This is a genomic window from Rheinheimera salexigens, assembly GCF_001752395.1.
Taxonomy (GTDB): Bacteria; Pseudomonadota; Gammaproteobacteria; order Enterobacterales; family Alteromonadaceae; genus Alishewanella; species Alishewanella salexigens.
In genome coordinates this window covers 3,288,204-3,312,854 of record NZ_MKEK01000001.1, presented here as the reverse complement: position 1 = coordinate 3,312,854, position 24,651 = coordinate 3,288,204, and the positions used below count along the sequence as shown (strand labels likewise).

The window sequence follows — 24,651 nt, the reverse complement described above, 5'->3', positions numbered from 1 at the left end:
TTTAGCACCGTGCACGTGCTCGGTACAGTGTGGTCGGTAAAGCCAACTAGGATCTAAAGTATGCAAGTGAGTGATTTTTCTTTTCAACTGCCTGAGCAACTTATTGCTCGTCACCCTAAAGCCGAACGTTCATCTAGCCGTTTATTGGCAATGGATAAAAGCAGTGGCGCCTTAAGCCATCATATCTTTAAACAGGTAATCGATTTTATTCATCCTGGCGACTTGTTAGTGTTTAATAACACTAAAGTTATTCCTGCCCGTTTATTTGGCCAAAAAGCCTCAGGCGGTAAAGTTGAAGTATTAGTAGAGCGGGTATTGGATGAAAAACGTTTTTTAGCTCATATTCGCGCCAGTAAAGCACCTAAACCTGGCACTAAGTTGATTTTAGAGCAATCTGCCGAAGTGGAAATGCTGCAACGTCATGATGAACTATTTGAATTAGCCGTGTGTTCAGATGAACCCGTTTTAGACATGCTAGAGCGCTTAGGCCATATGCCTTTACCGCCGTATATAGACCGCCCTGATACTGCCGAAGACAAAGCCCGCTATCAAACCGTGTATAGCGAAAAGCCAGGCGCGGTTGCTGCGCCTACTGCCGGCTTACATTTTGATACGCCTTTATTACAGCAGTTAACGGACAAAGGCGTTGAGTTTGCATATGTCACGCTACATGTCGGTGCCGGTACTTTTCAGCCGGTACGAGTAGACAATGTGCTAGCGCATAAAATGCATGCTGAATATATCGATGTACCCGATAGCACCGTCGCTGCCATAGCGGCATGTAAAGCCCGAGGAGGTAAAGTTGTAGCGGTGGGCACAACCTCAGTGCGCTCATTAGAATCTGCGGCACAAATAGGTAATGGTGACTTAATTGCCTATAAAGGCGATACCCAAATATTTATTTACCCTGGTTATGAGTTTAAAGTTATTGATGCTTTAATTACCAATTTTCACTTGCCGGAATCAACCTTAATTATGTTGGTATCCGCCTTTAGCCAGCGCGAGTATGTGATGCAAGCTTATGCAACGGCAATTGCTGAGCAATATCGGTTTTACTCCTACGGCGATGCTATGTATATCGGCTAGGGTGTATAGGCTGACGTTTATTAGTTAGTTTTGTTACGTATGCTGTTATAATTGCCGCGAAAATTAGCCAGACTGTTTTTCTGGCGTAAGAGGATAACAATGAAATTTGAATTAGATACAACTGATGGTAAGGCCCGCCGCGGCAGGTTGATTTTTGATCGTGGTGTAGTCGAAACACCAGCTTTTATGCCAGTGGGTACTTATGGCACGGTAAAAGGCATGACGCCAGAAGAGCTAGAAGCCACCGGTGCGCAAATTTGTTTAGGTAATACTTTTCACTTAATGTTGCGCCCTGGCACCGACATAATTAGTAAGCACGGCGATTTACATAACTTTATGCATTGGCAAAAGCCAATTTTAACCGACTCAGGTGGCTTTCAAGTCTTTAGTTTAGGTGAGTTGCGTAAAATCACTGAAGAAGGTGTTAAGTTTCGTTCTCCGCTAAATGGCGAGCGCATTATGCTAACGCCAGAGCGCTCAATGGAAGTACAGCGAGCGCTTGGTTCAGATATCGTTATGATCTTTGATGAGTGTACGCCTTATCCCGCCACTGAGCAGCAAGCTAAAAAGTCGATGGAGCTATCGTTACGCTGGGCTAAGCGCAGCAAAGATGCCCATGGTGATAACCCATCTGCACTGTTTGGTATTATTCAAGGCGGTATGTATCCAGGTTTACGAGATGTGTCACTGCAAGGCTTAGAAGATATCGGTTTTGATGGCTATGCCATTGGCGGCTTATCGGTAGGTGAGCCTAAAGATGACATGATTAATATTCTTAATCACACCACAGACCAAATGCCGGCCCAGAAACCGCGTTATTTAATGGGTGTGGGTAAGCCAGAAGATATTGTTGAAGCAGTACGCCGCGGTATTGATATGTTTGACTGCGTAATGCCCACTCGGAATGCGCGAAACGGTCATTTATTTGTCAATACTGGCGTGGTTAAAATTCGTAATGCGAAATATAAAGACGATATTACGCCATTGGACGCAGAATGTGATTGCTACACTTGTAAAAATTATTCTCGGTCATATTTACATCATCTAGACCGTTGTAATGAAATTTTAGGTGCACGGCTTAATACCATGCATAATCTGCGACATTATCAGGTATTAATGCAAGGATTGCGCGACGCTATCGCGGCTGGTAACTTGGAGCAGTTTGTAGAACAGTTTTATGCCAAACGGGATTTACCGGTACCAACATTAGAAAATTCGCTAACGAATACAGAACAAAATTAATTATAATTAAGGGGACACAACCATGAGTTTATTTATCAATAAAGCATACGCAGACGTAGCAGGCCAAGCCACACCAGCAGGTGGTGGTTGGGATTTAATTATAATGCTGGTCGCATTTGGTTTAATTTTTTACTTTTTAATTTACCGTCCACAAGCTAAACGCGTTAAAGAGCACCGCAACTTAATGTCTGCACTAGGTAAAGGCGATGAAGTATTAACTCAGGGTGGTATTGTTGGCCGGATTAATAAAATTGCTGATGATAAAGATTATGTTGTGATTGCCATTAACGATAGCACCGAAGTAACGGTACAAAAATCGGCAATTAGTGCGGTATTACCTAAAGGCACGCTTAAATCGCTGTAAGCCGATAGAAAGGATAACCAGGTGTTAAATAAAAACCCTTTATGGCGATATGTGCTAGTGATTGGCGTGCTGTTAGCGGCGCTAATCTATGCCTTGCCAAATTTGTATCCGGAAGATCCGGCTTTGAATATCAGTGCTACCCGAGGTGGAGTGGTATCTGAGCAAATTCGTGCCGATTTAGAGCGTAGTTTTGATCAAGCCAATATCAGTGCTAAGTCAGTTGTATTAGAGCAAGGCCAACTTTTGGCCCGCTTTAATACCACTGAAGATCAACTGCAAGCGCGTGAAATTGCCACAGAAAAACTAGGTGATAATTATGTCACAGCATTAAACTTAGCCCCAGCAACACCGGCTTGGTTAAATGCCATTGGCGCTTCGCCAATGAAGTTAGGTTTAGACTTACGTGGCGGGGTGCACTTCTTAATGGCAGTGGACATGAAAGCTGCTATAGACAAAAACCTTAACGACATGGAGCAAACGTTCCGGGCCGACTTACGTGAAGATAAAATTCGTTACCGTAACGTTCAAGCTGACCTTGCAAATGGTTATGTCAAAGTCACTATGCGTAATGCAGAAGATTTAGCTGCCGCTCAAGCTGCTTTGAAAAAACGTGACCGGGAATTGGTTTTCACACCCAGTGCTGAAGAATTTACGGTACATGCTAGTATCAGTGAAATCCGCTTAAAAGAAATTCAAGAGTATGCGTTAGAGCAAAATATCACCATTATTCGGAATCGGGTAAACGAAATTGGTGTGGCTGAGCCTTTAGTTCAGCGCCAAGGTGCTGACCGTATAGTGGTGCAATTACCGGGTGTGCAAGATACCGCTAAAGCAAAAGAAATCTTGGGTGCTACGGCAACCTTAGAGTTCCGTTTAGTGGATACAGATGCTGACTTAGGTGCTGCATTAGAAGGCAGAATACCGCCGGGCACTGAGCTGTTTTATAGCCGTGATGGCCGACCAGTGTTACTGGAAAAGCGCATTATGCTAACGGGTGAACATATCACCGGTGCTAGCTCAAGTTTTGATGAATATAGTCGGCCACAAGTTAGCATTAAGTTAGATGCTAAAGGCGGTAATATGTTATCAACAGCGACCCGTGATGCTATTGGGCGACGTATGGCATCGGTATTTATCGAATATAAGCCAAGCGATGAGCTAGATGCCAAAGGTAATCCCATCTTAGTTAAAAACCAAGAAGTGATTAACGATGCTACTATTCAGGCGCGTTTGGGCCGTGATTTCCGTATTACCGGTATCGATTCGCCAGGCGAAGCACAAAACTTATCCACTTTACTGCGTGCCGGTGCTTTATTAGCACCAATTCAAATTATTGAAGAGCGCACCATAGGCCCAAGTTTAGGTAAAGAAAATATTGAGCTAGGCACCACAGCTATTATGTGGGGTATGGTTGCGGTATTAATCTTTATGGTTATTTACTACAAAGCCTTTGGCTTAGTGGCCAACGTAGCGTTAGTTGCGAACTTAGTGTTAATAGTGGGTGTGATGTCTATGATACCCGGTGCCACCTTAACGCTACCAGGTATGGCCGGGATTGTACTAACCGTAGGTATGGCAGTAGATGCTAACGTTCTGATATTTGAACGTATCCGAGAAGAACTTTTAGATGGCCGTTCTGTGCAGCAAGCCATTCATCATGGTTATGACCGCGCTTTTGCCACTATTACCGACTCGAATATTACCACGTTATTAGTGGCGTTAATCTTGTTTGGTATTGGTACTGGGCCGGTTAAAGGTTTTGCTGTCACATTAGCAATCGGTATTTTAACTTCAATTTTCACTGCCGTTGTAGGTACGCGTTTATTAGTTAATTTATTCTGGGGTGGCCGCCGCGTGCAGTCGCTACCAATATAAGGATTACGGCATGCAAATTTTTAATTTTAAACAGCCGTTAAACTTTATGCGGTTAAAATGGCCAGCCATTATACTATCAGCAATTATGCTAGTGGCGTCAGTGGCTTCGATTAGCATTAAAGGCATTAATTGGGGCTTAGACTTTACCGGCGGTACGGTAATTGAAGCCGGCTTTAATCAGCCAGCAGATTTACCCGCGGTAAGACAAGTTTTAGCCGATAAAGGTTATTCAGACGCGGTAGTACAATTATTTGGTACTAGCCGTGATGTATTAATCCGTATACCGCTGCGAGCAGATATCGATCAGGCCACCTTAGGTGATGAGGTGATGGCAATCTTAAACCAAAGCAATGCCGAAGGCGTGACCATGCGCCGTATCGAATTTGTTGGCCCAAGCGTTGGTGAAGAGCTAAAAGAAGATGGTGGTCTTGCCATGTTAGTGGCATTAATCGGCATTTTGCTTTACGTTACTATGCGCTTTGAATGGCGGTTGTCGGTAGGGGCTGTAGTGTCATTAGCCCACGATACTATTATCACGATGGGCTTGTTTTCACTACTCGGCTTAGAGTTCGACCTAACGGTACTAGCCGCTATTTTAGCCCTGATTGGTTACTCGATTAACGATACGATAGTGGTATTTGACCGTATTCGTGAAAGCTTCCGGAAGTTGCGTGATACTAGCGTTGATGACACTATTAATGATGCTATTACCTCTACGTTAAACCGGACTGTGATCACGTCATTAACTACAGTGCTAGTGTTAGTGGTGCTATTTTATATGGGCGGCGCGTTAATCCATGGCTTTGCCACCGCATTACTGTTCGGTATTGTTATTGGTACTTACTCTTCTATTTATGTTGCGAGTTCGATAGCAGAGATCCTCGGCATTAGCCGTGAAGATATGCTACCGCCACCGCCAATTGAAAAAGAAGGCGAAAATACTGACGCTCTGATGTAGTTAAGTATAAGTGCAGTTAAGTGCAATTAACTGCAAAAGATGTTAAAAATGCCAGTCATTGACTGGCATTTTTTATTAAAGGAATAGCAAATGGCACCACAACATGCACCGGCATTTTTAGCGTTAGTGGCACAAGTTAAACGGCATATAAACGAAATTACCATTCCTCAGTTACAGCAGTTTACTCAGCCTTATATCTTATTGGATGTGCGAGAAGACCATGAATGGCAGCGCGGCCATATTGCCAATGCCGTACATTTAGGTAAAGGTATTATTGAGCGGGATATTGAGCAGCAAGTGCCGGATAAAAACCAAACCATAGTATTATATTGTGGTGGTGGCTATCGTTCGGCATTAGCCGCTGACAGCTTACAGAAAATGGGCTATAGCCAAGTGTATAGCCTGGACGGAGGTTATCGAGATTGGTGCCAACGCGAATTACCGCTAATTGCCGCTGCAGAATAACGCGCGTTAAAAACCTGCTAAGCCAATAGGCTAACCATAAAGGATTATATAACCATGATGATGCGTCGCATTATTTATATGTTTTGCGCCACGTTATTACTTTTTTGTAGTAGCGTCTTTGCCAAGACCTCGGTATTCGAAATTAGCAAAGGCGAACATAAATTGTTTGTTGCCGGTACTGTACATATGTTACCTAGCTCCGCTTTTCCGCTACCTGCGGCTTTTAATACCGCTTATGAGCAAAGTAGCATTATGGTGTTTGAAGCCGATATTCGCCAACTAGAAACCGCCGCAGGTTTGCAATTACTGATGCAACATGCCCGTTATCAAGACGGCAATAGCTTAACTAACGTATTAAGCGCTAAAAGCTATCAAATATTATTAGAACAAGCGACAGAGTTTGGTTTAAACCTTCAAGCGCTAGATAGTTTTAAACCGGACTTTGTATTAATAAATTTAATGCAGCTAGCGTTAAAACAAGCCGAGTTAAATGGTCAGGGTGTTGATAAATTTTATCTAGATAAAGCGCTGCAAGATCAGCGTGAACTGGCTTTTTTAGAGACTATCGAACAACAACTGTCATTATTATTTAATGTCTCAGCCGGTGATGAGGATGTATTTGTTGAGCAATCGTTAAGCGAATTACAGCATATTGAAGTCCAACTGCACAATATTATTAAAGCCTGGCGAGAAGGTGATTTAACGGCCTTAGCCGATTTTGCTATGGAATATGCAGATACGCCTGCAGGACAGCAGTTTTACCAACGAATGTTAGCGCAGCGCAATCAAGACTGGCTGCCGCAAATACAAGCTATGCTGACAACCGCTGACGTTGAGATGGTGCTAGTGGGTGCCTTACACTTAGCCGGAGAGGCTAACTTACTACAGTTGCTGCAACAGCAAGGTTATCAAGTTAAGCAGTTATAAGCAGCCCGATTTATAAGCTGCACACCCTAACGATACTTGGTTAAGCTGAATATAAAAAAAGCCCCGCAATAATAATATTACGGGGCTTTTTAGCAATACTTATAGCAGTACTTATAGCAGTACTTAGTTAGCGTTTAAGCCAAACTAGCACTTAACGAGATAAGTAATCTGTTAAGTGTGGACGGATATTTTTTAACATGCCAGCCAATACTTTCGGGCTAGCTGCAACAATATTACCGCTACGTAGTTGGTTATTACCACCAACGAAATCACAGACTAAACCACCTGCTTCACGGACAATTAATTCACCCGCGGCAATATCCCAAGGCTTTAAGCCGATTTCAAAGAAACCATCAAATCGACCTGCAGCAACATAGGCTAAATCTAATGCAGCAGAGCCAGTACGACGCACATCAGCGGCTTCGTTAAATATGCTATTGAGCATGCCGCTATAAGCAGGCATATGGGTTTTATTTTTAAATGGGAAACCGGTAGCAATAATACTACCTGACATATCGGGTAAATTTACCACTCGGATCCGAGTACCATTTAATTGGGCTCCGCGACCACGAGAAGCAGTAAATAGCTCGCCACGCAGTGGATCGAAGATCACAGCTTGGTCTAATTTACCTTGATGTTTTAATGCGATAGAAACGGCAAAATGAGGAATGCCTTTGATAAAGTTGGCAGTACCGTCTAGTGGGTCAATAATCCATTGAAATTCACTGTCGCTATTGCCGTAATCACCATGCTCTTCACCGACAATACCATGAGTGGGAAATGACTTCTTTAATATCTGAACAATGGCTTGTTCAGCTTCTTTGTCGACATTAGTGACAAAGTCATTAGTGCCTTTTTGTAGTTTCTGGACCATATCAAGTTGGCCACAGGCACGAGCGATCACGTTACCCGCACTGCGAGCAGCACGAACCGCGATGTTTAACATCGGATGCATAGCGATTACCTTACTTTTAAAAGAGCTGAAAAAACTGTATAAATTTCGTTCAAAAGAGCGGCGCATATTGTAACGGTTAAGCGAGAAAAGTAAAGTAAAAATGAGCAGCATTTGCTGCGTAGCAGCGCTATAGGCTAAACTAGAGCCAATAAAATAGGCGGGATGCTATTCGCTGAGCTGTGTAGTTATAGTTAAGTGATAGTTGATTTTGGCTAATTATAATTCAGCTATAATTCAGTTATGGTTCAGATCAGCTGACTAAATTAACGGTTATAGCAATAGAAAAATGGAGTAGTGCAATGAATAAGCTAAAAGGCCTGCTAGTACTAGGTTTGGTGATAACGCTAAGCGCATGTGGTGCTTTACATACTTCAGTGGCGAAGCGCAATTTGGATGTGCAAACCAAAATGAGCTCAACCATTTTTCTTGATCCAGTTGATCCTGAACTGCGGACTATTTTTGTTGATATTCGCAATACCTCAGATAAACCAGAGTTTGATTTAAAACCGCAAGTTATAGCAAGCTTAATTAACCGTGGTTATCAGGTCATTGATAGTCCCAGTCGTGCTCATTACTGGCTGCAAGCAAATGTGTTGCAAGTCGGTCGAACCAATGGCCGTGACGTTAACACAGCAATGCGTATGGGCCATGGGGTAGCCGGTGGGGCGGTAACAGGTTTTGCGCTGCATCGTGCAACTGGTGGTGCGTCAGGTGGTGCAACGGTAGGCGCTGTGGTCGGTGGTGCTTTAGTGGGCACAGTAGTGGATGCATTAGTGGAAGATGTTTATTATAGCGTGATTACCGATATTCAAATTATGGAGCGCTTTGACGGTACCGTACGCGAAAGTTCACAGCACCAATTATTACAAGGCGATAGTGGTAGCACGACCTCAAGTTATAAACGTAATACCGATATGCGTAAGTACCAAACTCGGGTCGTAAGTTATGCTAACCAAGCTAACTTAAAGTGGCCAGAGGCCGAGCCTATGTTAACCCAAGGCTTAACTCGTGCTGTAGCAGGTTTATTTTAAATGCGAATTTGGCTGCTGTGTTCGTTATTGCTGTTAACCAGTTGTTCAGCGTTACATACGTCTGTTGCTAAACGGCAATTAGATGTGCAGACACGCATGAGCGAGACAGTGTATCTAGATCCGGTTGAGCCGGAACAACGCAGCATTTTTCTGGATATCCGCAACACTACTGCAGAATATCAGTTACCGTTAGCTGATGATTTACGTAACTTTTTGTTTGATCGCGGCTATAACCTGGTTGATTCGCCATTACAGGCGCAATATTGGCTACAAGTGAATGTGCGTACCGTATTAAAAGAAAAACCAGCAAAAGTGTTGGCGCAAGAATATGGTATGACCGAAGCAGAAACGCATGCTTTATTACACCCAGATAGAGCACCAATAGTTAAAAATGACTACAGATCGAACTATCCGGCACAAGGTGCTGTGTTCGTTAATGCTGGGGTTGCGACCCATGTGGATGGTCAGGATATCGTTAAAGGTTTAGTGGTGTTAGCGGCTTTTGCAGGTGCTGAATATGTGGGTAATCAGTTAGTAAAAGATAAATATTATACCATGTTAACCGACATTCAAATTGCTGAGCGAATAAGGCCCGATTCAATAGCGTTAGTCGAAGAAACCAGTCAGCATCAACTCAACCAAGGCGACAGTGGCAGCTTTGAGCAATTGTGGCAACGTGATACTGATATGCGCAAGTATCAAATAAAGGTGGTTAGTTTTGCCAATAAAGCCAATCTACAGTGGCAAGAAGCCGAGTTACCTTTGCATCAAGGTTTATTACGCTCGTTAGCTGGGATATTTTAAGGGCATTCTTAATGCCTTACTTAAGGGCTTAGCTTCAGAACTAAAGCTCAACAGCTGTTTTACTTGAAATTCATGCAGTAAGCCCCCATATAGCTGCTATATTATCCCTTATCTTTAATTAAACTTAGCTGTATCTCAGCTAAGGAAGAGAACCGTGCATGTTCGTAATTGACCATATTATATTGTTGGCTGCAGTGCTGATCCTGCTTGGCATCATGTCGAGTAAATTGTCGGCTAGATTAGGCTTACCGGTATTAGTGCTATTTTTATTAGTCGGTATGTTAGCCGGTGAAGATGGCCCCGGCGGCATCGTGTTTGATAATGCAGGCGCGGCTCATGCACTGGGTACCTTAGCGTTAGCAATAATATTATTTGATGGCGGATTACAAACACCGTTACGGGCGATAAAAAAAGTTTGGAAACCCGCGGCGACATTAGCCACTTTAGGCGTATTAATTACTGCTGCTGTAACCGGAGTTGCCGCGGCATATATTCTTAATATTCCATTATTACAAGGTATGTTGCTAGGAGCGATTGTTGGCTCTACTGATGCTGCCGCTGTGTTTGCGTTATTACGTAATGCCGGTATTAATTTAAATAAAAAACTAAAATCAATTCTCGAAATAGAAAGTGCATCTAACGATCCCATGGCAATATTTTTGACCATCGGTTTGTTAGAAATATTAATGCATGATATGAAACCGGGCACGGGTTTATTAGTGATGTTTGTATCCCAAATGGGTTTGGGTGCAGTGGTCGGCCTTGCTGTAGGTTGGTTATCGGTAAAAATGATTAATAAAATTCAGCTGGTCGCCTCAGGTTTATATCCCGTGATGGTCGCAGCCTTTGGTTTATTAGCATTTGGTATTGCCGCAAACATAGGCGGCAGTGGTTTTTTAGCCATCTTTATAACCGGTGTTGTAATAGGTAATAGCCGCTTTGTGTTCCAACGCAGTACCTTTTTATTTCATGACGGTTTAGCTTGGCTAAGCCAAATCACCATGTTTGTGGTATTAGGTTTACTGATTAACCCATCATCATTATTAGACGTGTGGTTTGAAGGTTTAATTATTGCCTTGGTATTAACCTTTATCGCCAGACCATTAGCGGTAATCCCTTTCTTAGCGTTATTTGGTTTTAATCGTCGTGAAATCACCTTAGTGTCTTGGGTTGGTTTGCGAGGATCAGTACCGATTATTTTAGCCATATTCCCGTTGATTTTTGAGTTGCCTGGAGCCGCGCTAATTTTTAATGTGGTATTTTTTGTGGTGTTAATTTCCGCCACCGTGCAGGGCTCTACCTTACCTTGGGTAGCAAGAAAGCTAAAATTAACTGTACCACCACCCGCTACGCCTGCAGCTACGTTAGAAATTACCGCCTTAGGCAAAGTAGATGCAGATATTGTTGAATATACTTTAGGTGCTACGTCAAGAGCCGTGGGGCGTCGCTTATCACAAATGGCGCTACCCGATACTACCGTGGTTGCCATGATTACTCGCAATGAATCCGTTATCACTCCACGCGGCTCAACGCTGCTCTGTGCCGAGGATCATTTATTTATAGTTTTAAAGCCCGGCACCCGTAGCTTTGTTGACTGTGTATTTTCGGCAACTATCGATGATGATGAAAGCAATGAATTACCTGCGCGCGAGCTTACGATTAAAGGTAATACCAAAGTCGCTGACTTAGAGCATGCCTATGGTATTAAACTTGCGGCTGACGATGACGATAGTTTAGAACAAGTATTGAAAAAAGCCTTAAACTCAGCACCAGAGATTGATGCTGTAGTCGAGTTTGGCGATATACAATTAATTGTGCGAGAAATGGTCGGACATCGCATTATTACCGTAGGCGTTGTACTAGTAATCGATGACGATGACGACAGCACTGATGGTTAGAAAAGCATTACCAATATTGCTCAACGGTAATATTACCCGGGGTGCGGCGCAAGTTTTTTACTAAACCCATGCTTTCAAGTTGGGCGCGGGTATCGGTAATCATAGCGGGGTTACCACAGATCATTACTTGAGATTGGGTGTCTAACTTCTGGTTACAGGCGCGTTGTAATTCGCCGCTACTAATCAGTTCTGGTAAGCGTTTATTCAGTGCGCCGCTATGCGCTTCACGGGTAACTATGGCTTGATAGTGTAACTTGCCTGGATACTGCAATTGCTGTTGCTCAATAAAGTCGCGATAGACTAAGTCGGCGCTAGTGCGCACACTGTGCACAAGTATGACATGGTCAAAGCGCTGCCAAAGTTGTGTAGTGCCTAGCATGGATAAATAGGGGCCAATGCCGGTACCACTAGAAATTAACCATAAATTATCGCCATCAGGCACTTCATCTAAAGTGAAAAAACCTGAAGCTGGCTGACTCAGTTGCAGCTTGTCACCCATTTTTAACTGTTGTAAAAGCGGCGATAATAAGCCATCGGCAACAGTACTAATTAAAAACTCTTGATCCTCAGCGCCCGGACTATTCACTAGCGAATAAGCACGTTGCTTACGGCCATCGGCCGTCTCTATTGCTAAACGCACAAACTGGCCTGCGGTAAAGTCAAAGCCAGCTGTTTTTAGCTTTACACTAAATAAGTTAGCATGCCAGTGTTTATTCTCTGTAACCGTAGCGTCCAACCACTTTGCCATAATAACGCCTCCAAATTGCTCAAATTACTAGTAACACTTAGCCTATCATAGTTCCACTTTTCGCGCGGTCAATCGAACCCATTCTTCTTGCTCGACTATTGGATCAAAGGTAAATTCGTCGGCATAGGCCGCCATAACAACGTGGGCTTGGCTAGTTAAGATCCCAGATAATGCTAATAAACCACCTGGCTTAACGTAAGCACTAATAATATTTTTTAAATCTGCCAATGGGCCAGCTAAAATATTGGCAACGACGACATCAGCTTCAAGCTTGGGTTGATCTTTAGGTAAGTACAGTTCAATTTGGCCTGCAACATTATTGCGCTCAGCATTTTTGCCACTGGCTTCTATAGCCTGCGGGTCTATGTCGATACCCACGACCCGTTTTGCACCTAGTTTAAGGGCTGCAATACCTAGAATGCCTGAGCCACAGCCAAAATCGACCACGGTTTGATCAGGTTGGATCACTTGATCTAACCATTGCATGCATAGGGCAGTAGTGGGGTGGGTACCAGTACCAAACGCAAGGCCAGGGTCTAGCATCACATTAACGGCGGTGGGATCTGGAATATCACGCCAGCTAGGGCATACCCATAACCGCTCGCCAAATTTAATCGGATGAAAATTATCCATCCACTCGCGTTCCCAGTCTTTATCTTCTAATTGCTCAAGTTTGTATTCTAGGCCATGTTTAAAAAAGGATACATTTTGCAATTGGCTAATAACCTCAGCCATTGGGTGTTCAGCGTCAAATAAGCCCACGACTATGGTGTTGGTCCAATAGATAACTTCGCCCGGCATAGGCTCGTATATGGGCGTGTCGTGCGCGTCTAAAAAGCTTACGGCTTGAGCACCCCAGCCCATTAGCATATCGCTAACTTGTTCGGCTTTTAGTTCAGTGGTGTTAACGCGCAGTTGGATCCAAGGCATAATTCGTCTCGTAGCTAATTTTATTTTGGCTATTATAACAAAAAGGCCGCTATTGCGGCCTTTAATCTGTGAGTAAACTCAGAGTTTAACAAAGTGATTAAAACACTAGGCTATACCAAGTTTTTTCTCTAGGTAGTGAATGTTAGTGCCACCCTGACGGAAGCCGCTATCATTCATAATGATTTTATGTAAATCAATGTTGGTTTTAATACCTTCAATTAATAACTCATCTAACGCATTACGCATCCGCGCTAAGGCGATATCACGACTTTCGCCATACGTTATTAATTTACCGACCATGGAATCGTAATTTGGCGGCACAGTATAATTTGAATAAATATGCGAATCCCAACGAATACCGTTACCACCTGGCGGGTGGAAGCGGGTAATAGTGCCGGGTGATGGCATAAAGGTTTTAGCATCTTCAGCATTGATACGACATTCAATGGCATGGCCACGAATAACAATATCTTCTTGCTTAAGCGTCAGCGGCATACCAGATGCGATACGCAGTTGCTCTTTGATTAAATCGATACCGGTGATCATTTCAGTAATAGTGTGTTCTACCTGAATTCGGGTGTTCATCTCGATAAAGAAAAACTCACCGTTTTCAAATAAAAACTCAAAAGTACCCGCACCGCGATAATTCATCACTTTACAAGCAGCAACACAACGATCACCAATAAATTTACGTAATTCTTCAGTGATACCTGGTGCAGGAGCTTCTTCTACCACTTTTTGGTGGCGACGTTGCATCGAGCAATCACGCTCACCTAAATGAATAGCATTGCCTTGGCCATCGGCTAAGATTTGGATTTCAACATGGCGAGGATTCTCTAAAAACTTCTCCATATAGACCATGTCGTTACCAAAAGCAGCTTTAGCTTCAGCTTTAGTCATTTCGATTGAAGTAACTAACTCTTCTTCGCTACGCACCACACGCATACCACGACCACCGCCGCCGCCAGAGGCTTTAACGATAACCGGATAACCAATGCGCTTAGCAATAGTTTTATTGGTGTCTGCATCGTCACCCAGCGCGCCGTCTGAACCCGGTACACAAGGTACACCGGCTTTTTTCATCGCTTCAATGGCAGCAACTTTATCACCCATAGTGCGAATAGATTCCGCCGTAGGTCCGATAAAGATAAGGCCACTTTCTTCAACTTGCTGAGCAAAGTCGGCCCGCTCAGCTAAAAAACCATAACCTGGGTGAATAGCTTGCGCATTGGTTACTTCAGCTGCGGCAATTAATGCCGGAATATTTAAATAGCTTAATGGCGACGGTCCAGGACCAATACAAATGGTTTCGTCGGCCAGTAAAACGTGCTTTAAGTTGCGATCCACTGTTGAGTGTACCGCTACCGTTTTTATGCCAAGCTCTTTGCAAGCGCGTAATATACGCAATGCAATTTCGCCACGGTTGGCAATCAGTACTTTTTCTAGCATCAGTCTGCCTTTTGCGTTAGCCGATGACAAAGAGAGGTTGATCAAATTCAACCGGCTCACCGTTTTCAAGTAAAATTTCTTTAACCACTCCGGCTTTATCAGATTGGATTTGGTTCATCATTTTCATGGCTTCTACGATACATAAGGTATCGCCAACATTAACAGTTTGGCCGACTTCAACGAAAGATTTGGCCGTTGGAGAAGAGGCGCGATAGAAAGAACCGACCATAGGTGATTTAACAGTATGGCCACTAATCACTTTTGGCGCTTCTGGCGCAGCTGCGACTGGAGGCGCGACCGCTAACGGGTGCTGTTGTTGTTGCATTGGCATACTGTATTGCATTGGAGCATGCTGTGCTGGACCATGACGGCTAATACGTACCGATTCTTCACCTTCAGTGATTTCAAGCTCAGTAATACCAGATTCTTCTAGTAGCTCGATTAGTTTTTTTATCTTTCTAATATCCATTTCTTATGCCTGATTTAGTTATGACTATTTGGTTGTGTTTAATAGTGATACTGCTGCGTCAAGTGCATAGTGATAACCCTTGGCCCCGAGGCCGCAAATTACACCTTTAGCAATATCAGATAAATATGAATGCCGACGAAAGCTTTCCCGGGCATGCACGTTTGATATATGAATCTCAATAAAAGGTACTGCAACAGCAAGCAAAGCGTCGCGAAGCGCAATGCTAGTATGAGTAAAAGCGCCAGGATTAAACAGAATGAAATCCTGTTGACCTAAGCTTTGCTGAATAGCAGTAACTAATTCATGCTCTGCATTTGACTGCAGATGTGTCAGTTCGACACTTAGCACGTTCGCCCGTTCCGTCAGGTCGTTGATAATTTCTGTTAAGGTTGCACTGCCATATACTGCGGGTTCACGAACACCCAGCATATTTAAATTTGGTCCATTTAGAACTAACACGTTATATTTTGGTGCCGTCGATTTTGCTGACATAGCTGCGATTTTCCCGCTTATTATTTTTCGGCATTATTTTGCCAAAGCTTGGTTGTAATTGCATCTGTTGTCAATTCAGTTAGCTTTTCTGTTATCAAAAGTGACCGCGAACCGCACAGTTAGCTTAACAATAGCGCCTTATTATAGTGAAATCGTGACAAATGGCAGCAAAATACTGGTCTTATCAGACAGAATGGCTGAAGAAGAGAGCGGCGTTTAGGGTGAAACGCCGCCTAAAGTTTAGTTTTGTATTTGCTGTAAGTGGCTTGCGAACTCGCCTGCAGCCATAAAGCCGGTTACCCGAGCTTGGCTAAGCTCTTGTTCATTTGGGGTAAAAAACAAAATAGTCGGTAAGCCTAAAACGTTAAATTTATCTAATATCGCCTGATCTTTGCGGCTCATTTTGGTGACATCGACTTTAATAAGCTGCATTTTTTCCATTTGGGCTTGCACCACAGGTTTAGAAAAAGTTAAGTGTTCAAACTCTTTACAGGCAATACACCAGTCAGCATATAAATCGACCATGCTGTAGCGACCATCAGCTTGCTGTAGCTGCTGCTGTAACTCTTCTAAGGTCGCAACGGTGATAAACTCAGTGCTTGATTGGCTGGTTGCGTTCGCTGTTGGTGCGGCTGTTGGCCACCAATATTGGATGTTTAACCATAAGCTAGCAATAAGTAAACCTTGGCCTAGTATCAATAACACCGCTTTGGCATTGCTACTGGTTAAGTTAAACATGACCCGATATAAATAAATCAAAAAGGCCAGAATTAATACCGTTCCGGCAATCAGCACATAGCTAAAGGGTAACATCCGCTCTAATAATACCAACGGCACGGCTAGCAGTAAAAAACCAAAGCCTGTTTTTACCGCATTCATCCACTGGCCTGCTTTAGGTAACCATTTTCCGCCCGAGCTGCCTAACAATAAAAGTGGCAAGCCCATACCTAAACTTAAGATATACAAGGTAATGGCACCAAGCCAAAGATCGCCACTTTGCGCCACATAGAGTAAGGCTGCAGATAGGGGGGCGGTAGTACAAGGAGAGGCAATAAGGCCGGATAAAGCGCCCATAACAAAAGCACCTTTTAACGAGCCACCTTGTTGCTTGTTACTCACCTTACTAATTTTTTCTTGCCAGCTAGCCGGTAAAGTGAGGTTAAATACGCCAAACATGGAAAGGGCCAGTAAGACAAAGATGATGCTAGCAACGATAAGAACAGCAGGGTGCTGCATATAGCCTTGAAACTTAACGCCTAAGCTGGCAACGACTAAGCCTAAGGCGGAATATGTAATCGCCATACCTTGGACATAAGAGAACGATAAACTAAAGGCGCGTTTATTAGATAACTGCTTGCCTTGACCGACAATAATGCTGGTTAAAATGGGGTACATTGGGAATACGCAAGGGGTAAAAGCTAAGCCTAAGCCAAGTAAGAAAAAGCCAAACAAGGTGGCTAAGCTAGCACCATCACTCAGTTTGTTAGCCAAAGTATTTTGGCTAGAAATAGGCGTTTGCTTAGAATCACTCGCTAATCCTGCATTGGCAGTAGCATTATCTTTGTTTATAACAGTTGAAATAGGCAGTTCTTTAGTTACCGGCGGATAGCATAAACCGGCTTCAGCACAACCTTGATATTGAATTTTAAATACCGCATCTTCACTGATATCAGCTAATGGAATGCGTAAAATTAATTGATGAAAGTAGACATCTGTGATGCCAAAGTATTCATCTTCAATCTGCATGCTGGCCGGGTAAGTAGGATGAGAAAAACTTACTGCAATGCCACCTAGCTTTATTTTGTCTTTGTATAAGTAATAACCGTCGGCAATGGTCCAGCTGACAATAAGTTGCTCATCTTGCTGGTTAAAATCAAATTCAAATGCTTGCTCAACCGGTAAAAAAGTGGGTTGAGTATTCAGCAAACTATCTAATACAGAACTATTACTCTGGGCTTGTAATAATCCGCACCAGAGAATTAACGGCAGTAAAAACAGCTTATACATTGCTTACAGCTTCCTATTCATCTTTGAGGGTCAGCAGCATAGACCTGCTATAGCCTAAAACTATTTCAAATAATCGAATTTCATATAACGAATTTCAATTTATTTAATGTCCGAGTAGCGGATTTCAGTCTATCAGGCTTTATCCAAGGTTTTTAGCTTATTTATCAGAACAGGATAAAGCAGTTAAAAACTGGGTTAAACAATTTTTTAAACTTAAGCCTTGGGTTTTATCTTCCGTCACCCCATATAGTGAGCAGACAATTTACACCTGAGTTAAACAATCATGTTTAGCAAAGGTGTCATACAACCGAAACCGCTTTAGGAGATAGAGCATGAATATTCGTCCATTACATGACCGTGTCATTATTAAACGTTTAGAAGCTGAAACCACATCAGCTGGTGGCATTGTTCTTACAGGCGCTTCAGCAGAAAAATCAACTCGTGGTGAAGTCGTTGCTGTAGGCAATGGCCGTGTGTTAGATAACGGTGATGTAAAAGCATTAGATGTAAAAGTAGGTGACAAAGTGTTGTTCGGTAACTACGTAGAGCGCACCGAGAAAATTGAAGGTCAAGAGTATGTAATCACTAAAGAAGACAATATCTTAGGTGTTATTTTAGACTAATTATTTCAATGTGTTTTTATATTAATACTACATTGACTACTTTATAAGGATTAGAAAACATGGCAGCAAAAGACGTACGTTTTGGTGATGACGCTCGCAATAAAATGCTTAAAGGCGTAAACATTTTAGCAAACGCAGTACGAGTTACTTTAGGCCCTAAGGGTCGTAACGTGATTTTAGATAAATCTTTTGGCGCGCCAATGATCACCAAAGATGGTGTTTCAGTGGCAAAAGAAATAGAGCTAGAAGACAAGTTTGAAAACATGGGCGCGCAAATGGTGAAAGAGGTTGCCTCTAAAGCCAATGATGAAGCCGGTGACGGTACTACTACAGCCACTGTATTAGCGCAAAATATTATTGCTGAAGGCGTTAAAGCCGTTGCAGCAGGTATGAATCCAATGGATTTAAAGCGCGGTATCGATAAAGCTGTTATCGCAGCAGTAGAAGGTTTAAAAGCCTTATCTCAGCCTTGTGCCGACAGCAAAGCTATTGCCCAAGTGGGTACTATCTCGGCTAACTCTGATGAAGAGATTGGTAATATTATTGCCGAAGCCATGGATAAAGTGGGTAAAGAAGGCGTAATTACTGTTGAAGAAGGCCAAGGTTTAGCGAATGAGCTAGATGTGGTTGAAGGTATGCAGTTTGACCGTGGTTATTTATCACCTTACTTCATCACCAACCAAGAAGCTGGCCAAGTAGAATTAGATAGCCCGTATATCTTAGCCATTGATAAGAAAATCTCTAATATTCGCGAATTACTGCCAGTATTAGAAGCAGTGGCTAAATCAGGTAAGCCATTATTTATTATTGCTGAAGACGTTGAAGGCGAAGCCTTAGCCACATTAGTCGTCAACAATATGCGCGGCATCGTTAAAGTATCAGCCGTTAAAGCACCAGGTTTTGGTGACCGTCGTAAAGCCATGCTACAAGACATTGCGACATTAACCGGTGCTACGGTTATTTCTGAAGAAATCGGTATGGAATTAGAAAAAGCCGGTTTAGAAGAATTAGGTACTGCTAAGCGCGTTGTGATCACTAAAGACAACACCACTATTATTGATGGTGCCGGTGAGCAAGAGGCGATTAACGGCCGCGTTAAGCAAATTCGTCAACAAGTTGAAGAAGCCACGTCTGAATATGACAAAGAAAAACTGCAAGAACGTTTAGCTAAATTATCTGGCGGTGTTGCAGTAATCAAAGTTGGCGCCTCAACTGAAATTGAAATGAAAGAGAAAAAAGCCCGCGTTGAAGATGCATTACATGCAACACGTGCTGCAGTTGAAGAAGGCGTAGTACCTGGCGGTGGCGTAGCATTAGTGCGCGTTGCAGCTAGCTTAGTTGACTTAAAAGGTGCTAACGAAGACCAAACCCACGGTATCAAAATTGCCCTACGTGCCATGGAATCACCACTGCGTCAAATCGTAGAAAACGCAGGTGAAGAAGGTTCTGTTGTTATCAACAAAGTTAAAGAAGGCACAGGTAACTACGGTTACAACGCGGCAACTGACGTGTATGGCGATATGCTAGAGATGGGTATTCTTGACCCAACTAAAGTTACTCGTTCTGCACTGCAATTTGCAGCCTCTATCGGTTCATTAATGATCACTACTGAAGCGATGATCACTGATAAGCCAGCGCCAGAATCATCAGGTGGCGGCATGCCTGATATGGGCGGTATGGGTGGCATGGGCGGCATGATGTAAGCCTCCCACTTAACACATAAAAAGCACCGATTTTTCGGTGCTTTTTTTATGGCTAAATACCGCTTAACAACTATCTACCCACACTTTATTCCAGCATATTGCTACAAATTTAAACAGTTTAGCCTGATCTCTATCCTAGAATAAGGATAGAGTGGCTGACACGCGCTTTAAAACAAAGCTGAACTGTTAGTAGTAATTAGTTGTCTAAATAGTAATTTGCTACTTAGCGCTTAACGTAACTAAGTGTAAACTTTTAAGTTAAGGAGAAATAATATGCGTAAATTAGCTTTAATTTGCAGTGTGGTTAGTCTAGCTAGTTTAGCGGGGACAGCTGCTTATGCTGCGCAAGTTGAAGTAAACTGGCAACAGCCAGAGAAGTTTACTGATATTCGTCCGGCTAATGAATCTAAAAATAGGTATCGTGAAAGGGTGCTTAAAATTTTTGACGGTTACTTTGTTGATATGGCAAAAAAGCTGCCGGAGGATTATAGCTGGAAGATTACGGTAACGGATTTGGATTTAGCCGGTGAGATTGATCCTTTTGCAGGAGGGGCGGGCAACGAGTTGCGGGTCGTTAAAGAAATATATTCACCTGCGATAAAATTTAGTCATATTATTCAAAATAACTATGGCGAACAAATTATCAATCAAGAAGAGAAGCTGCGTGATATGGGCTTTATGCATACGTTACGCAGTTATCGAGATAATGATGAGTTTCGCTATGAAAAACAGATGTTAGAGCAATGGTTTAGCCGTGATGTATTGCCCAAAATACAAGCAGCACAAGCGGAACAGCCTAAAATTAGCGATAACTAATACCCACTAGTACCTGCTAAATTAACCGGCTAAACAAGCCGGTTAGCTACTTTTAATTGCTAGACGGAAATCAGCTAAGGTTTTATGCAGTAACTTTAATTGCTTTACCACACGCTCTAAAGTAGCAGTATTAAACTGTTGGTTTAAACGCATTGCTGAAACTTGCTCAGCGGTTTCGGAAAGATAAGGCATAAAGCGATTGCTGGTTGCTTGGAATACACTATTGTCGACAAATATATGCTGATGTTTAGCTTTACCCTGTTGCTGTAATTTATCTAGCACAGCATCAGCGTCAACCGTTTTACGGTACAGCTCTTTTAAGTTGTCATCGAGTTGATTTAATAACGTATCCATTACTACTACCTGTTAATACTACTGCTGAAAACTCGGGATATTATGCCACATTAACCGCTAACCTTCAGCAGACATTAGCGTTGAAATAAAATATTTTCATTGCGCCATTCCCAACCGAATTGATTTGTTATATTATATCGTTTCAACGTTCATAGTGTGAGAGACATTGCCGTGTTAGCCAGTTTTCGTAGCTTATTTGATAAAGTGGGTATTACCATAACCTCGTTATGTGCTATACACTGCATCATGCTGCCTGTGTTATTACCGGTATTGCCTCTGCTTGGCTTAAGCTTTATGCATAACCATGCTTTTGAAAATATCGTGTTATTAACCACAATGGTGTTAGGCTTTATAACGCTATTTATTGGTTTTCATCGTTATCACCGCAAGCTTTATCCATTTTACTCATTGTTTTTGGGTGGGTTTATTTATTGGCAAAAAGCCGCTTGGGGTGCTGAATATGAACATACCATTTTGATAATAGGCGCTATTTTAGTAGTGTTAGCTCATGTAATGAATATGCGCTTATGTAGCCAATGTACTAGCTGTGATGACGATAAAGAAGAACTCTGTTAGTCTGGGTGTAATTTAAAAAATACTACTTACTTATTTTCGTTTAATACCAATACTAACTGGCGGCTTCTGGCTGGATAGTTAGTAAAAATGCCATCCACACCATACTGCCGTAACCGCGCTATATCGTCTGCTTGATCAACCGTATACACATACACTTTTAAATTACGTGCTTTGGCATCAGCTACAAAATCTGCATTAATAAAACTAACATCACAATTAACGGCATAGGCATTTAGCGCGCTAGCAAACGCAGCATAGTGCAGTGGTAAGCTGGCAGTAAGGGCAGCCAATTTAATATCTGGTCGCTGCACGGCTAACTCAGCCAATAAATGATGATTAAATGATGACACCAGTAGCCGACTACAATCAAATTGTAATTGCAGCTCGGCACGCGCTAATAGCGCTACTAAAGCGGCTACGGTATCGGCACCTTTTAACTCTATGTTTAACCACAGCGTGGTGGGATGCAGTAGTTGTAGCACTTGCCACAGCGTAGGGATGGTTTGACCTTGGCCAGCATCAAGTTGTTGCAATTGCGCTAGGCTGTACTGATAAATGCTACCCTTACCGTTAGTGGTGCGGGCAAGATGGTGATCATGGATCACGATAAGCTCACCGTCGACGGCAAAGATATCTATTTCAATACCATCGGCGGCTTGTTGAATGGCTTGTTCGATAGCCAGCAGCGTGTTTTCAGGAAACTCGCCGCTGGCACCACGATGGGCAATAATTTGCATGTTAGCTTTGGTCTGAACTGTTTTTCGAACTGGTGTTAGAGCTGCTCTTAGAGCCTGATACCGATTCAGTCTCAGCGCTATTATCTACACTCTCTGTACTATTTGACTCAATCTCTGAGTTATTAACTGAACTAGTATCTGAGCTCTTTACATAGTTAGTCTCTGAAGCCATCTCTGAGCTAGTATCCGTGTTGTGCACGGTTACTTTTTTCGAAGCAAAAGGTGCGCCCATACGGGTTACGCTGCCTGCTTCTTGCTCAGGTAAAAACTGGAGCTTGTCTGCAGCAAAAGCCAGTACTACGGTAGAGCCTAGCTTAAAGCGACCCATTTCTTCGCCTTTTTCTAACTTAATAGCTGTTTTGCCATGGGCTGGATAGGTCCAACGGAAAATATGCTTTCCTGCCGGTGGTGTAACAGTACCGGCCCAAATTGTTTCAATGCTGGCGACGATGGTTGCTCCCACTAGCACTAGAGCCATAGGGCCTAGCTCAGTATCGAAAATAGTAACCACTCGCTCATTACGGGCAAATAAGTCTGGTACGTTAGCCGCTGTTAAAGGGTTAACCGAAAATAGATCGCCTGGAATATAAATCATCTGGCGTAAAGTACCGGCAACCGGCATATGGATGCGGTGATAATCTTTAGGTGCTAAATAAATAGTGGCAAAGTCGCCGCCGGCAAAGGGTAGAGCGTCATGGCTATCGCCGCCGAGTAAGCTTTGCAAAGTATAATTATGGTTTTTAGCTTGTACTAATTGGCCATCTATAATCGGGCCAAGCTGGCTAATACAACCATCAACTGGATGAGCAATAATAGCTTCATCTGTAGCTAAAGGTCGAATACCGTCTTTTAAAGGTCGAGTAAAAAACTCATTAAAGCTGGCATAATCTTTGGCCTGCTCAAACTTGGCTTCTTGCATATTGATGTTATAAGCGCTAATAAAGCGATTAATTAAAAAATGACTAAACCAGCCTAATTTTGCTGCGGCTAATTTACCAATTAACCGTGACACTAAATGCTTAGGCAGCAAATATTGCAAAGAAATTTTTACGTTATCCATATAACACTCAATAAAAGTTAAAAATGATTGGGTTTGTCTTGCGCCATGCTGGCTAAAATTTTTAAGTAACTATCATATCGTTCAGTACTGATTTCGCCAATTTCAACAGCATGTTGAACGGCACAACCGGGATCGCTAATATGTTTGCAGTCACGAAATTTACAGCGTCCTAGCCAAGGAATAAATTCATTAAAGCCACGGGTAACCTCTTCAGCCGTTAAATGCCATAAGGCAAATTCACGAATGCCGGGTGAGTCAATTAATTTACCTCCCTCTGCAAGATGGTATAATCGCGACACTGTGGTGGTGTGTTGGCCTAGACCAGAGTTAGCAGAGACATCTTGGGTTTGTACTTCTAAACCAGGCATTAAGGTGTTCATCAAAGATGATTTACCTACACCCGATTGGCCAACGAAAATGCTAGTACCACTTTGAATATAAGTTAACAGTTCACTCATACCTTCATTAGTATTGGCACTGACCATCAGGAAGTCATACCCTAGGTTTTGATATAAAGCGAGTTTAGCGGCAATGACTTGTTGCTCTTCAACCGGCAGCAAATCAATTTTATTAATCACTAATAACGGTTTAATACCGGTGATTTCAGCCGCCACTAAATAGCGGTCGATAATATTGAGTGATAATGCCGGTAAAATAGCCGAGACAATAATCATTAAATCAATATTGGCGGCGACGGGTTTTAAACCATCGTAAAAATCAGGACGTAATAACACAGATGTACGTGGTTCCACGGCATCTATCACGCCATCAATACCGCCGGTAGGTTGCAGTGCTCGACGCCACATCACGTTATCACCGGTAACGAGTGAAGCAATCGACCGCCGCATATTGCAGCGGACAATTTGACCGTCACTGGCTTCAACATCGGCATGCTGGCCAAAGCGACTTATAATTAACCCATTCTCTGCCGGAGCAAAGGCGGCATCATCCACACTTTCGACCATTTTGCTTTTATGTTGGCGCAAGCGCTTGTCGGCATTATCTGATATCCGCTGTTGTTGGCGTTGAGTTAAATGTTTCTTTTTCGTCACTTAATATTCGTCACTGTTTTGGCCAGGTGT

General features: G+C 42.8%; 25 protein-coding genes. 14 read left to right on the top strand and 11 right to left on the bottom strand.

The features are described from left to right. The first annotated feature begins 60 nt into the window (after window positions 1-60). From queA to BI198_RS15285, 7 genes are all read left to right on the top strand, one after another. Complete coding sequence (queA, locus tag BI198_RS15315) at window positions 61-1,086, top strand: tRNA preQ1(34) S-adenosylmethionine ribosyltransferase-isomerase QueA (RefSeq protein WP_070050360.1); 1,026 nt, start codon at window positions 61-63, stop codon at window positions 1,084-1,086. A 99-nt stretch (window positions 1,087-1,185) separates the two neighbouring features. Next, window positions 1,186-2,328 (top strand): tRNA guanosine(34) transglycosylase Tgt, encoded by a 1,143-nt coding sequence (gene tgt / locus BI198_RS15310; protein WP_070050359.1) that lies wholly within the window; start codon window positions 1,186-1,188, stop codon window positions 2,326-2,328. Window positions 2,329-2,350: 22 nt separating this feature from the next. Continuing rightward, on the top strand, window positions 2,351-2,692 hold the full coding sequence (yajC, locus tag BI198_RS15305) for a preprotein translocase subunit YajC (protein WP_070050357.1): 342 nt from the start codon (window positions 2,351-2,353) through the stop codon (window positions 2,690-2,692). 21 nt (window positions 2,693-2,713) lie between these two features. Then, window positions 2,714-4,567 carry a protein translocase subunit SecD gene (gene secD / locus BI198_RS15300; RefSeq protein WP_070050354.1) on the top strand — a complete coding sequence of 618 codons (1,854 nt, stop codon included), beginning with the start codon at window positions 2,714-2,716 and terminating at the stop codon, window positions 4,565-4,567. Between the two features lie 10 nt (window positions 4,568-4,577). Further along, on the top strand, window positions 4,578-5,525 hold the full coding sequence (secF, locus tag BI198_RS15295; RefSeq protein ID WP_070050353.1) for a protein translocase subunit SecF: 948 nt from the start codon (window positions 4,578-4,580) through the stop codon (window positions 5,523-5,525). Window positions 5,526-5,615: 90 nt separating this feature from the next. Then, a complete protein-coding gene (locus BI198_RS15290; protein ID WP_070050352.1) occupies window positions 5,616-5,990 on the top strand; it encodes a rhodanese-like domain-containing protein in 375 nt (124 codons plus the stop codon). A 54-nt stretch (window positions 5,991-6,044) separates the two neighbouring features. Then, on the top strand, window positions 6,045-6,917 hold the full coding sequence (locus BI198_RS15285; RefSeq protein ID WP_083256647.1) for a TraB/GumN family protein: 873 nt from the start codon (window positions 6,045-6,047) through the stop codon (window positions 6,915-6,917). 151 nt (window positions 6,918-7,068) lie between these two features. On the opposite strand, the gene suhB is transcribed toward BI198_RS15285, so the two are convergent. Next, a complete protein-coding gene (gene suhB, locus BI198_RS15280; protein ID WP_070050351.1) occupies window positions 7,069-7,872 on the bottom strand; it encodes an inositol-1-monophosphatase in 804 nt (267 codons plus the stop codon). Between the two features lie 299 nt (window positions 7,873-8,171). On the opposite strand from suhB, the gene BI198_RS15275 reads away from it, so the two are divergent. From BI198_RS15275 to BI198_RS15265, 3 genes are all read left to right on the top strand, one after another. Beyond that, on the top strand, window positions 8,172-8,903 hold the full coding sequence (locus BI198_RS15275; RefSeq protein ID WP_070050349.1) for a complement resistance protein TraT: 732 nt from the start codon (window positions 8,172-8,174) through the stop codon (window positions 8,901-8,903). After that, a complete protein-coding gene (gene traT / locus BI198_RS15270; RefSeq protein WP_070050347.1) occupies window positions 8,904-9,707 on the top strand; it encodes a complement resistance protein TraT in 804 nt (267 codons plus the stop codon). 158 nt (window positions 9,708-9,865) lie between these two features. Next, window positions 9,866-11,605, top strand: a complete 1,740-nt coding sequence (locus tag BI198_RS15265) for a potassium/proton antiporter (RefSeq protein ID WP_070050345.1) — start codon at window positions 9,866-9,868, stop codon at window positions 11,603-11,605. Between the two features lie 7 nt (window positions 11,606-11,612). On the opposite strand, the gene BI198_RS15260 is transcribed toward BI198_RS15265, so the two are convergent. The 6 genes from BI198_RS15260 to BI198_RS15235 form a co-directional block, all read right to left on the bottom strand. Then, the gene (locus tag BI198_RS15260; RefSeq protein ID WP_070050344.1) at window positions 11,613-12,353 is read right to left on the bottom strand and encodes a ferredoxin--NADP reductase; all 741 of its coding nucleotides are present in this window, start codon (window positions 12,351-12,353) and stop codon (window positions 11,613-11,615) included. A gap of 45 nt (window positions 12,354-12,398) precedes the next feature. Next, window positions 12,399-13,283: a 50S ribosomal protein L11 methyltransferase gene (gene prmA / locus BI198_RS15255; protein WP_070050342.1), complete on the bottom strand. Its 885-nt coding sequence runs from the start codon at window positions 13,281-13,283 to the stop codon at window positions 12,399-12,401. Between the two features lie 105 nt (window positions 13,284-13,388). Further along, window positions 13,389-14,732 carry an acetyl-CoA carboxylase biotin carboxylase subunit gene (gene accC / locus BI198_RS15250; RefSeq protein WP_070050340.1) on the bottom strand — a complete coding sequence of 448 codons (1,344 nt, stop codon included), beginning with the start codon at window positions 14,730-14,732 and terminating at the stop codon, window positions 13,389-13,391. Between the two features lie 16 nt (window positions 14,733-14,748). Beyond that, complete coding sequence (gene accB, locus BI198_RS15245; protein ID WP_070050338.1) at window positions 14,749-15,201, bottom strand: acetyl-CoA carboxylase biotin carboxyl carrier protein; 453 nt, start codon at window positions 15,199-15,201, stop codon at window positions 14,749-14,751. Window positions 15,202-15,225: 24 nt separating this feature from the next. Next, entirely contained in the window at window positions 15,226-15,693 is a 468-nt protein-coding gene (aroQ, locus tag BI198_RS15240; RefSeq protein WP_070050336.1) for a type II 3-dehydroquinate dehydratase, read from the bottom strand. 240 nt (window positions 15,694-15,933) lie between these two features. Next, window positions 15,934-17,700, bottom strand: a complete 1,767-nt coding sequence (locus BI198_RS15235) for a protein-disulfide reductase DsbD (RefSeq protein ID WP_083256646.1) — start codon at window positions 17,698-17,700, stop codon at window positions 15,934-15,936. Window positions 17,701-18,032: 332 nt separating this feature from the next. Here BI198_RS15235 and BI198_RS15230 point away from each other — a divergent pair, with 332 nt between their 5' ends. From BI198_RS15230 to BI198_RS15220, 3 genes are all read left to right on the top strand, one after another. After that, window positions 18,033-18,323: a co-chaperone GroES gene (locus tag BI198_RS15230; protein ID WP_070050334.1), complete on the top strand. Its 291-nt coding sequence runs from the start codon at window positions 18,033-18,035 to the stop codon at window positions 18,321-18,323. A gap of 59 nt (window positions 18,324-18,382) precedes the next feature. Next, window positions 18,383-20,026 carry a chaperonin GroEL gene (gene groL, locus BI198_RS15225; protein WP_070050333.1) on the top strand — a complete coding sequence of 548 codons (1,644 nt, stop codon included), beginning with the start codon at window positions 18,383-18,385 and terminating at the stop codon, window positions 20,024-20,026. A 273-nt stretch (window positions 20,027-20,299) separates the two neighbouring features. Continuing rightward, complete coding sequence (locus BI198_RS15220; protein ID WP_070050331.1) at window positions 20,300-20,842, top strand: DUF3016 domain-containing protein; 543 nt, start codon at window positions 20,300-20,302, stop codon at window positions 20,840-20,842. A 42-nt stretch (window positions 20,843-20,884) separates the two neighbouring features. Here the strand turns inward: BI198_RS15220 and BI198_RS15215 are convergent, their stop codons facing one another. Then, the gene (locus tag BI198_RS15215; RefSeq protein WP_070050329.1) at window positions 20,885-21,196 is read right to left on the bottom strand and encodes a prephenate dehydrogenase; all 312 of its coding nucleotides are present in this window, start codon (window positions 21,194-21,196) and stop codon (window positions 20,885-20,887) included. Window positions 21,197-21,352: 156 nt separating this feature from the next. Here BI198_RS15215 and BI198_RS15210 point away from each other — a divergent pair, with 156 nt between their 5' ends. Beyond that, a complete protein-coding gene (locus tag BI198_RS15210; protein ID WP_235605358.1) occupies window positions 21,353-21,772 on the top strand; it encodes a MerC domain-containing protein in 420 nt (139 codons plus the stop codon). A gap of 26 nt (window positions 21,773-21,798) precedes the next feature. Here the strand turns inward: BI198_RS15210 and BI198_RS15205 are convergent, their stop codons facing one another. The 3 genes from BI198_RS15205 to rsgA are packed head-to-tail and all read right to left on the bottom strand — an operon-like array spanning window position 21,799 to window position 24,621. Continuing rightward, window positions 21,799-22,509: a glycerophosphodiester phosphodiesterase gene (locus BI198_RS15205; protein WP_070050327.1), complete on the bottom strand. Its 711-nt coding sequence runs from the start codon at window positions 22,507-22,509 to the stop codon at window positions 21,799-21,801. 1 nt (window position 22,510) lies between these two features. Further along, window positions 22,511-23,569 carry an archaetidylserine decarboxylase gene (asd, locus tag BI198_RS15200; protein ID WP_083256645.1) on the bottom strand — a complete coding sequence of 353 codons (1,059 nt, stop codon included), beginning with the start codon at window positions 23,567-23,569 and terminating at the stop codon, window positions 22,511-22,513. Window positions 23,570-23,586: 17 nt separating this feature from the next. Next, window positions 23,587-24,621 (bottom strand): small ribosomal subunit biogenesis GTPase RsgA, encoded by a 1,035-nt coding sequence (gene rsgA / locus BI198_RS15195; RefSeq protein ID WP_070050325.1) that lies wholly within the window; start codon window positions 24,619-24,621, stop codon window positions 23,587-23,589. Between the last annotated feature and the right edge of the window lie 30 nt (window positions 24,622-24,651).

What these genes read in the sequence shown, in the direction of transcription:
- queA (WP_070050360.1), top strand. Translation starts at nt 61, where the DNA reads ATGCAAGTGAGTGATTTTTCTTTTCAACTGCCTGAGCAACTTATTGCT.
- tgt (WP_070050359.1), top strand. Translation starts at nt 1,186, where the DNA reads ATGAAATTTGAATTAGATACAACTGATGGTAAGGCCCGCCGCGGCAGG.
- yajC (WP_070050357.1), top strand. Translation starts at nt 2,351, where the DNA reads ATGAGTTTATTTATCAATAAAGCATACGCAGACGTAGCAGGCCAAGCC.
- secF (WP_070050353.1), top strand. Translation starts at nt 4,578, where the DNA reads ATGCAAATTTTTAATTTTAAACAGCCGTTAAACTTTATGCGGTTAAAA.
- BI198_RS15290 (WP_070050352.1), top strand. Translation starts at nt 5,616, where the DNA reads ATGGCACCACAACATGCACCGGCATTTTTAGCGTTAGTGGCACAAGTT.
- BI198_RS15285 (WP_083256647.1), top strand. Translation starts at nt 6,045, where the DNA reads ATGATGATGCGTCGCATTATTTATATGTTTTGCGCCACGTTATTACTT.
- suhB (WP_070050351.1), bottom strand. Translation starts at nt 7,872, where the DNA reads ATGCATCCGATGTTAAACATCGCGGTTCGTGCTGCTCGCAGTGCGGGT.
- BI198_RS15275 (WP_070050349.1), top strand. Translation starts at nt 8,172, where the DNA reads ATGAATAAGCTAAAAGGCCTGCTAGTACTAGGTTTGGTGATAACGCTA.
- traT (WP_070050347.1), top strand. Translation starts at nt 8,904, where the DNA reads ATGCGAATTTGGCTGCTGTGTTCGTTATTGCTGTTAACCAGTTGTTCA.
- BI198_RS15265 (WP_070050345.1), top strand. Translation starts at nt 9,866, where the DNA reads ATGTTCGTAATTGACCATATTATATTGTTGGCTGCAGTGCTGATCCTG.
- BI198_RS15260 (WP_070050344.1), bottom strand. Translation starts at nt 12,353, where the DNA reads ATGGCAAAGTGGTTGGACGCTACGGTTACAGAGAATAAACACTGGCAT.
- prmA (WP_070050342.1), bottom strand. Translation starts at nt 13,283, where the DNA reads ATGCCTTGGATCCAACTGCGCGTTAACACCACTGAACTAAAAGCCGAA.
- accC (WP_070050340.1), bottom strand. Translation starts at nt 14,732, where the DNA reads ATGCTAGAAAAAGTACTGATTGCCAACCGTGGCGAAATTGCATTGCGT.
- accB (WP_070050338.1), bottom strand. Translation starts at nt 15,201, where the DNA reads ATGGATATTAGAAAGATAAAAAAACTAATCGAGCTACTAGAAGAATCT.
- aroQ (WP_070050336.1), bottom strand. Translation starts at nt 15,693, where the DNA reads ATGTCAGCAAAATCGACGGCACCAAAATATAACGTGTTAGTTCTAAAT.
- BI198_RS15235 (WP_083256646.1), bottom strand. Translation starts at nt 17,700, where the DNA reads ATGTATAAGCTGTTTTTACTGCCGTTAATTCTCTGGTGCGGATTATTA.
- BI198_RS15230 (WP_070050334.1), top strand. Translation starts at nt 18,033, where the DNA reads ATGAATATTCGTCCATTACATGACCGTGTCATTATTAAACGTTTAGAA.
- groL (WP_070050333.1), top strand. Translation starts at nt 18,383, where the DNA reads ATGGCAGCAAAAGACGTACGTTTTGGTGATGACGCTCGCAATAAAATG.
- BI198_RS15220 (WP_070050331.1), top strand. Translation starts at nt 20,300, where the DNA reads ATGCGTAAATTAGCTTTAATTTGCAGTGTGGTTAGTCTAGCTAGTTTA.
- BI198_RS15215 (WP_070050329.1), bottom strand. Translation starts at nt 21,196, where the DNA reads ATGGATACGTTATTAAATCAACTCGATGACAACTTAAAAGAGCTGTAC.
- BI198_RS15205 (WP_070050327.1), bottom strand. Translation starts at nt 22,509, where the DNA reads ATGCAAATTATTGCCCATCGTGGTGCCAGCGGCGAGTTTCCTGAAAAC.
- asd (WP_083256645.1), bottom strand. Translation starts at nt 23,569, where the DNA reads ATGGATAACGTAAAAATTTCTTTGCAATATTTGCTGCCTAAGCATTTA.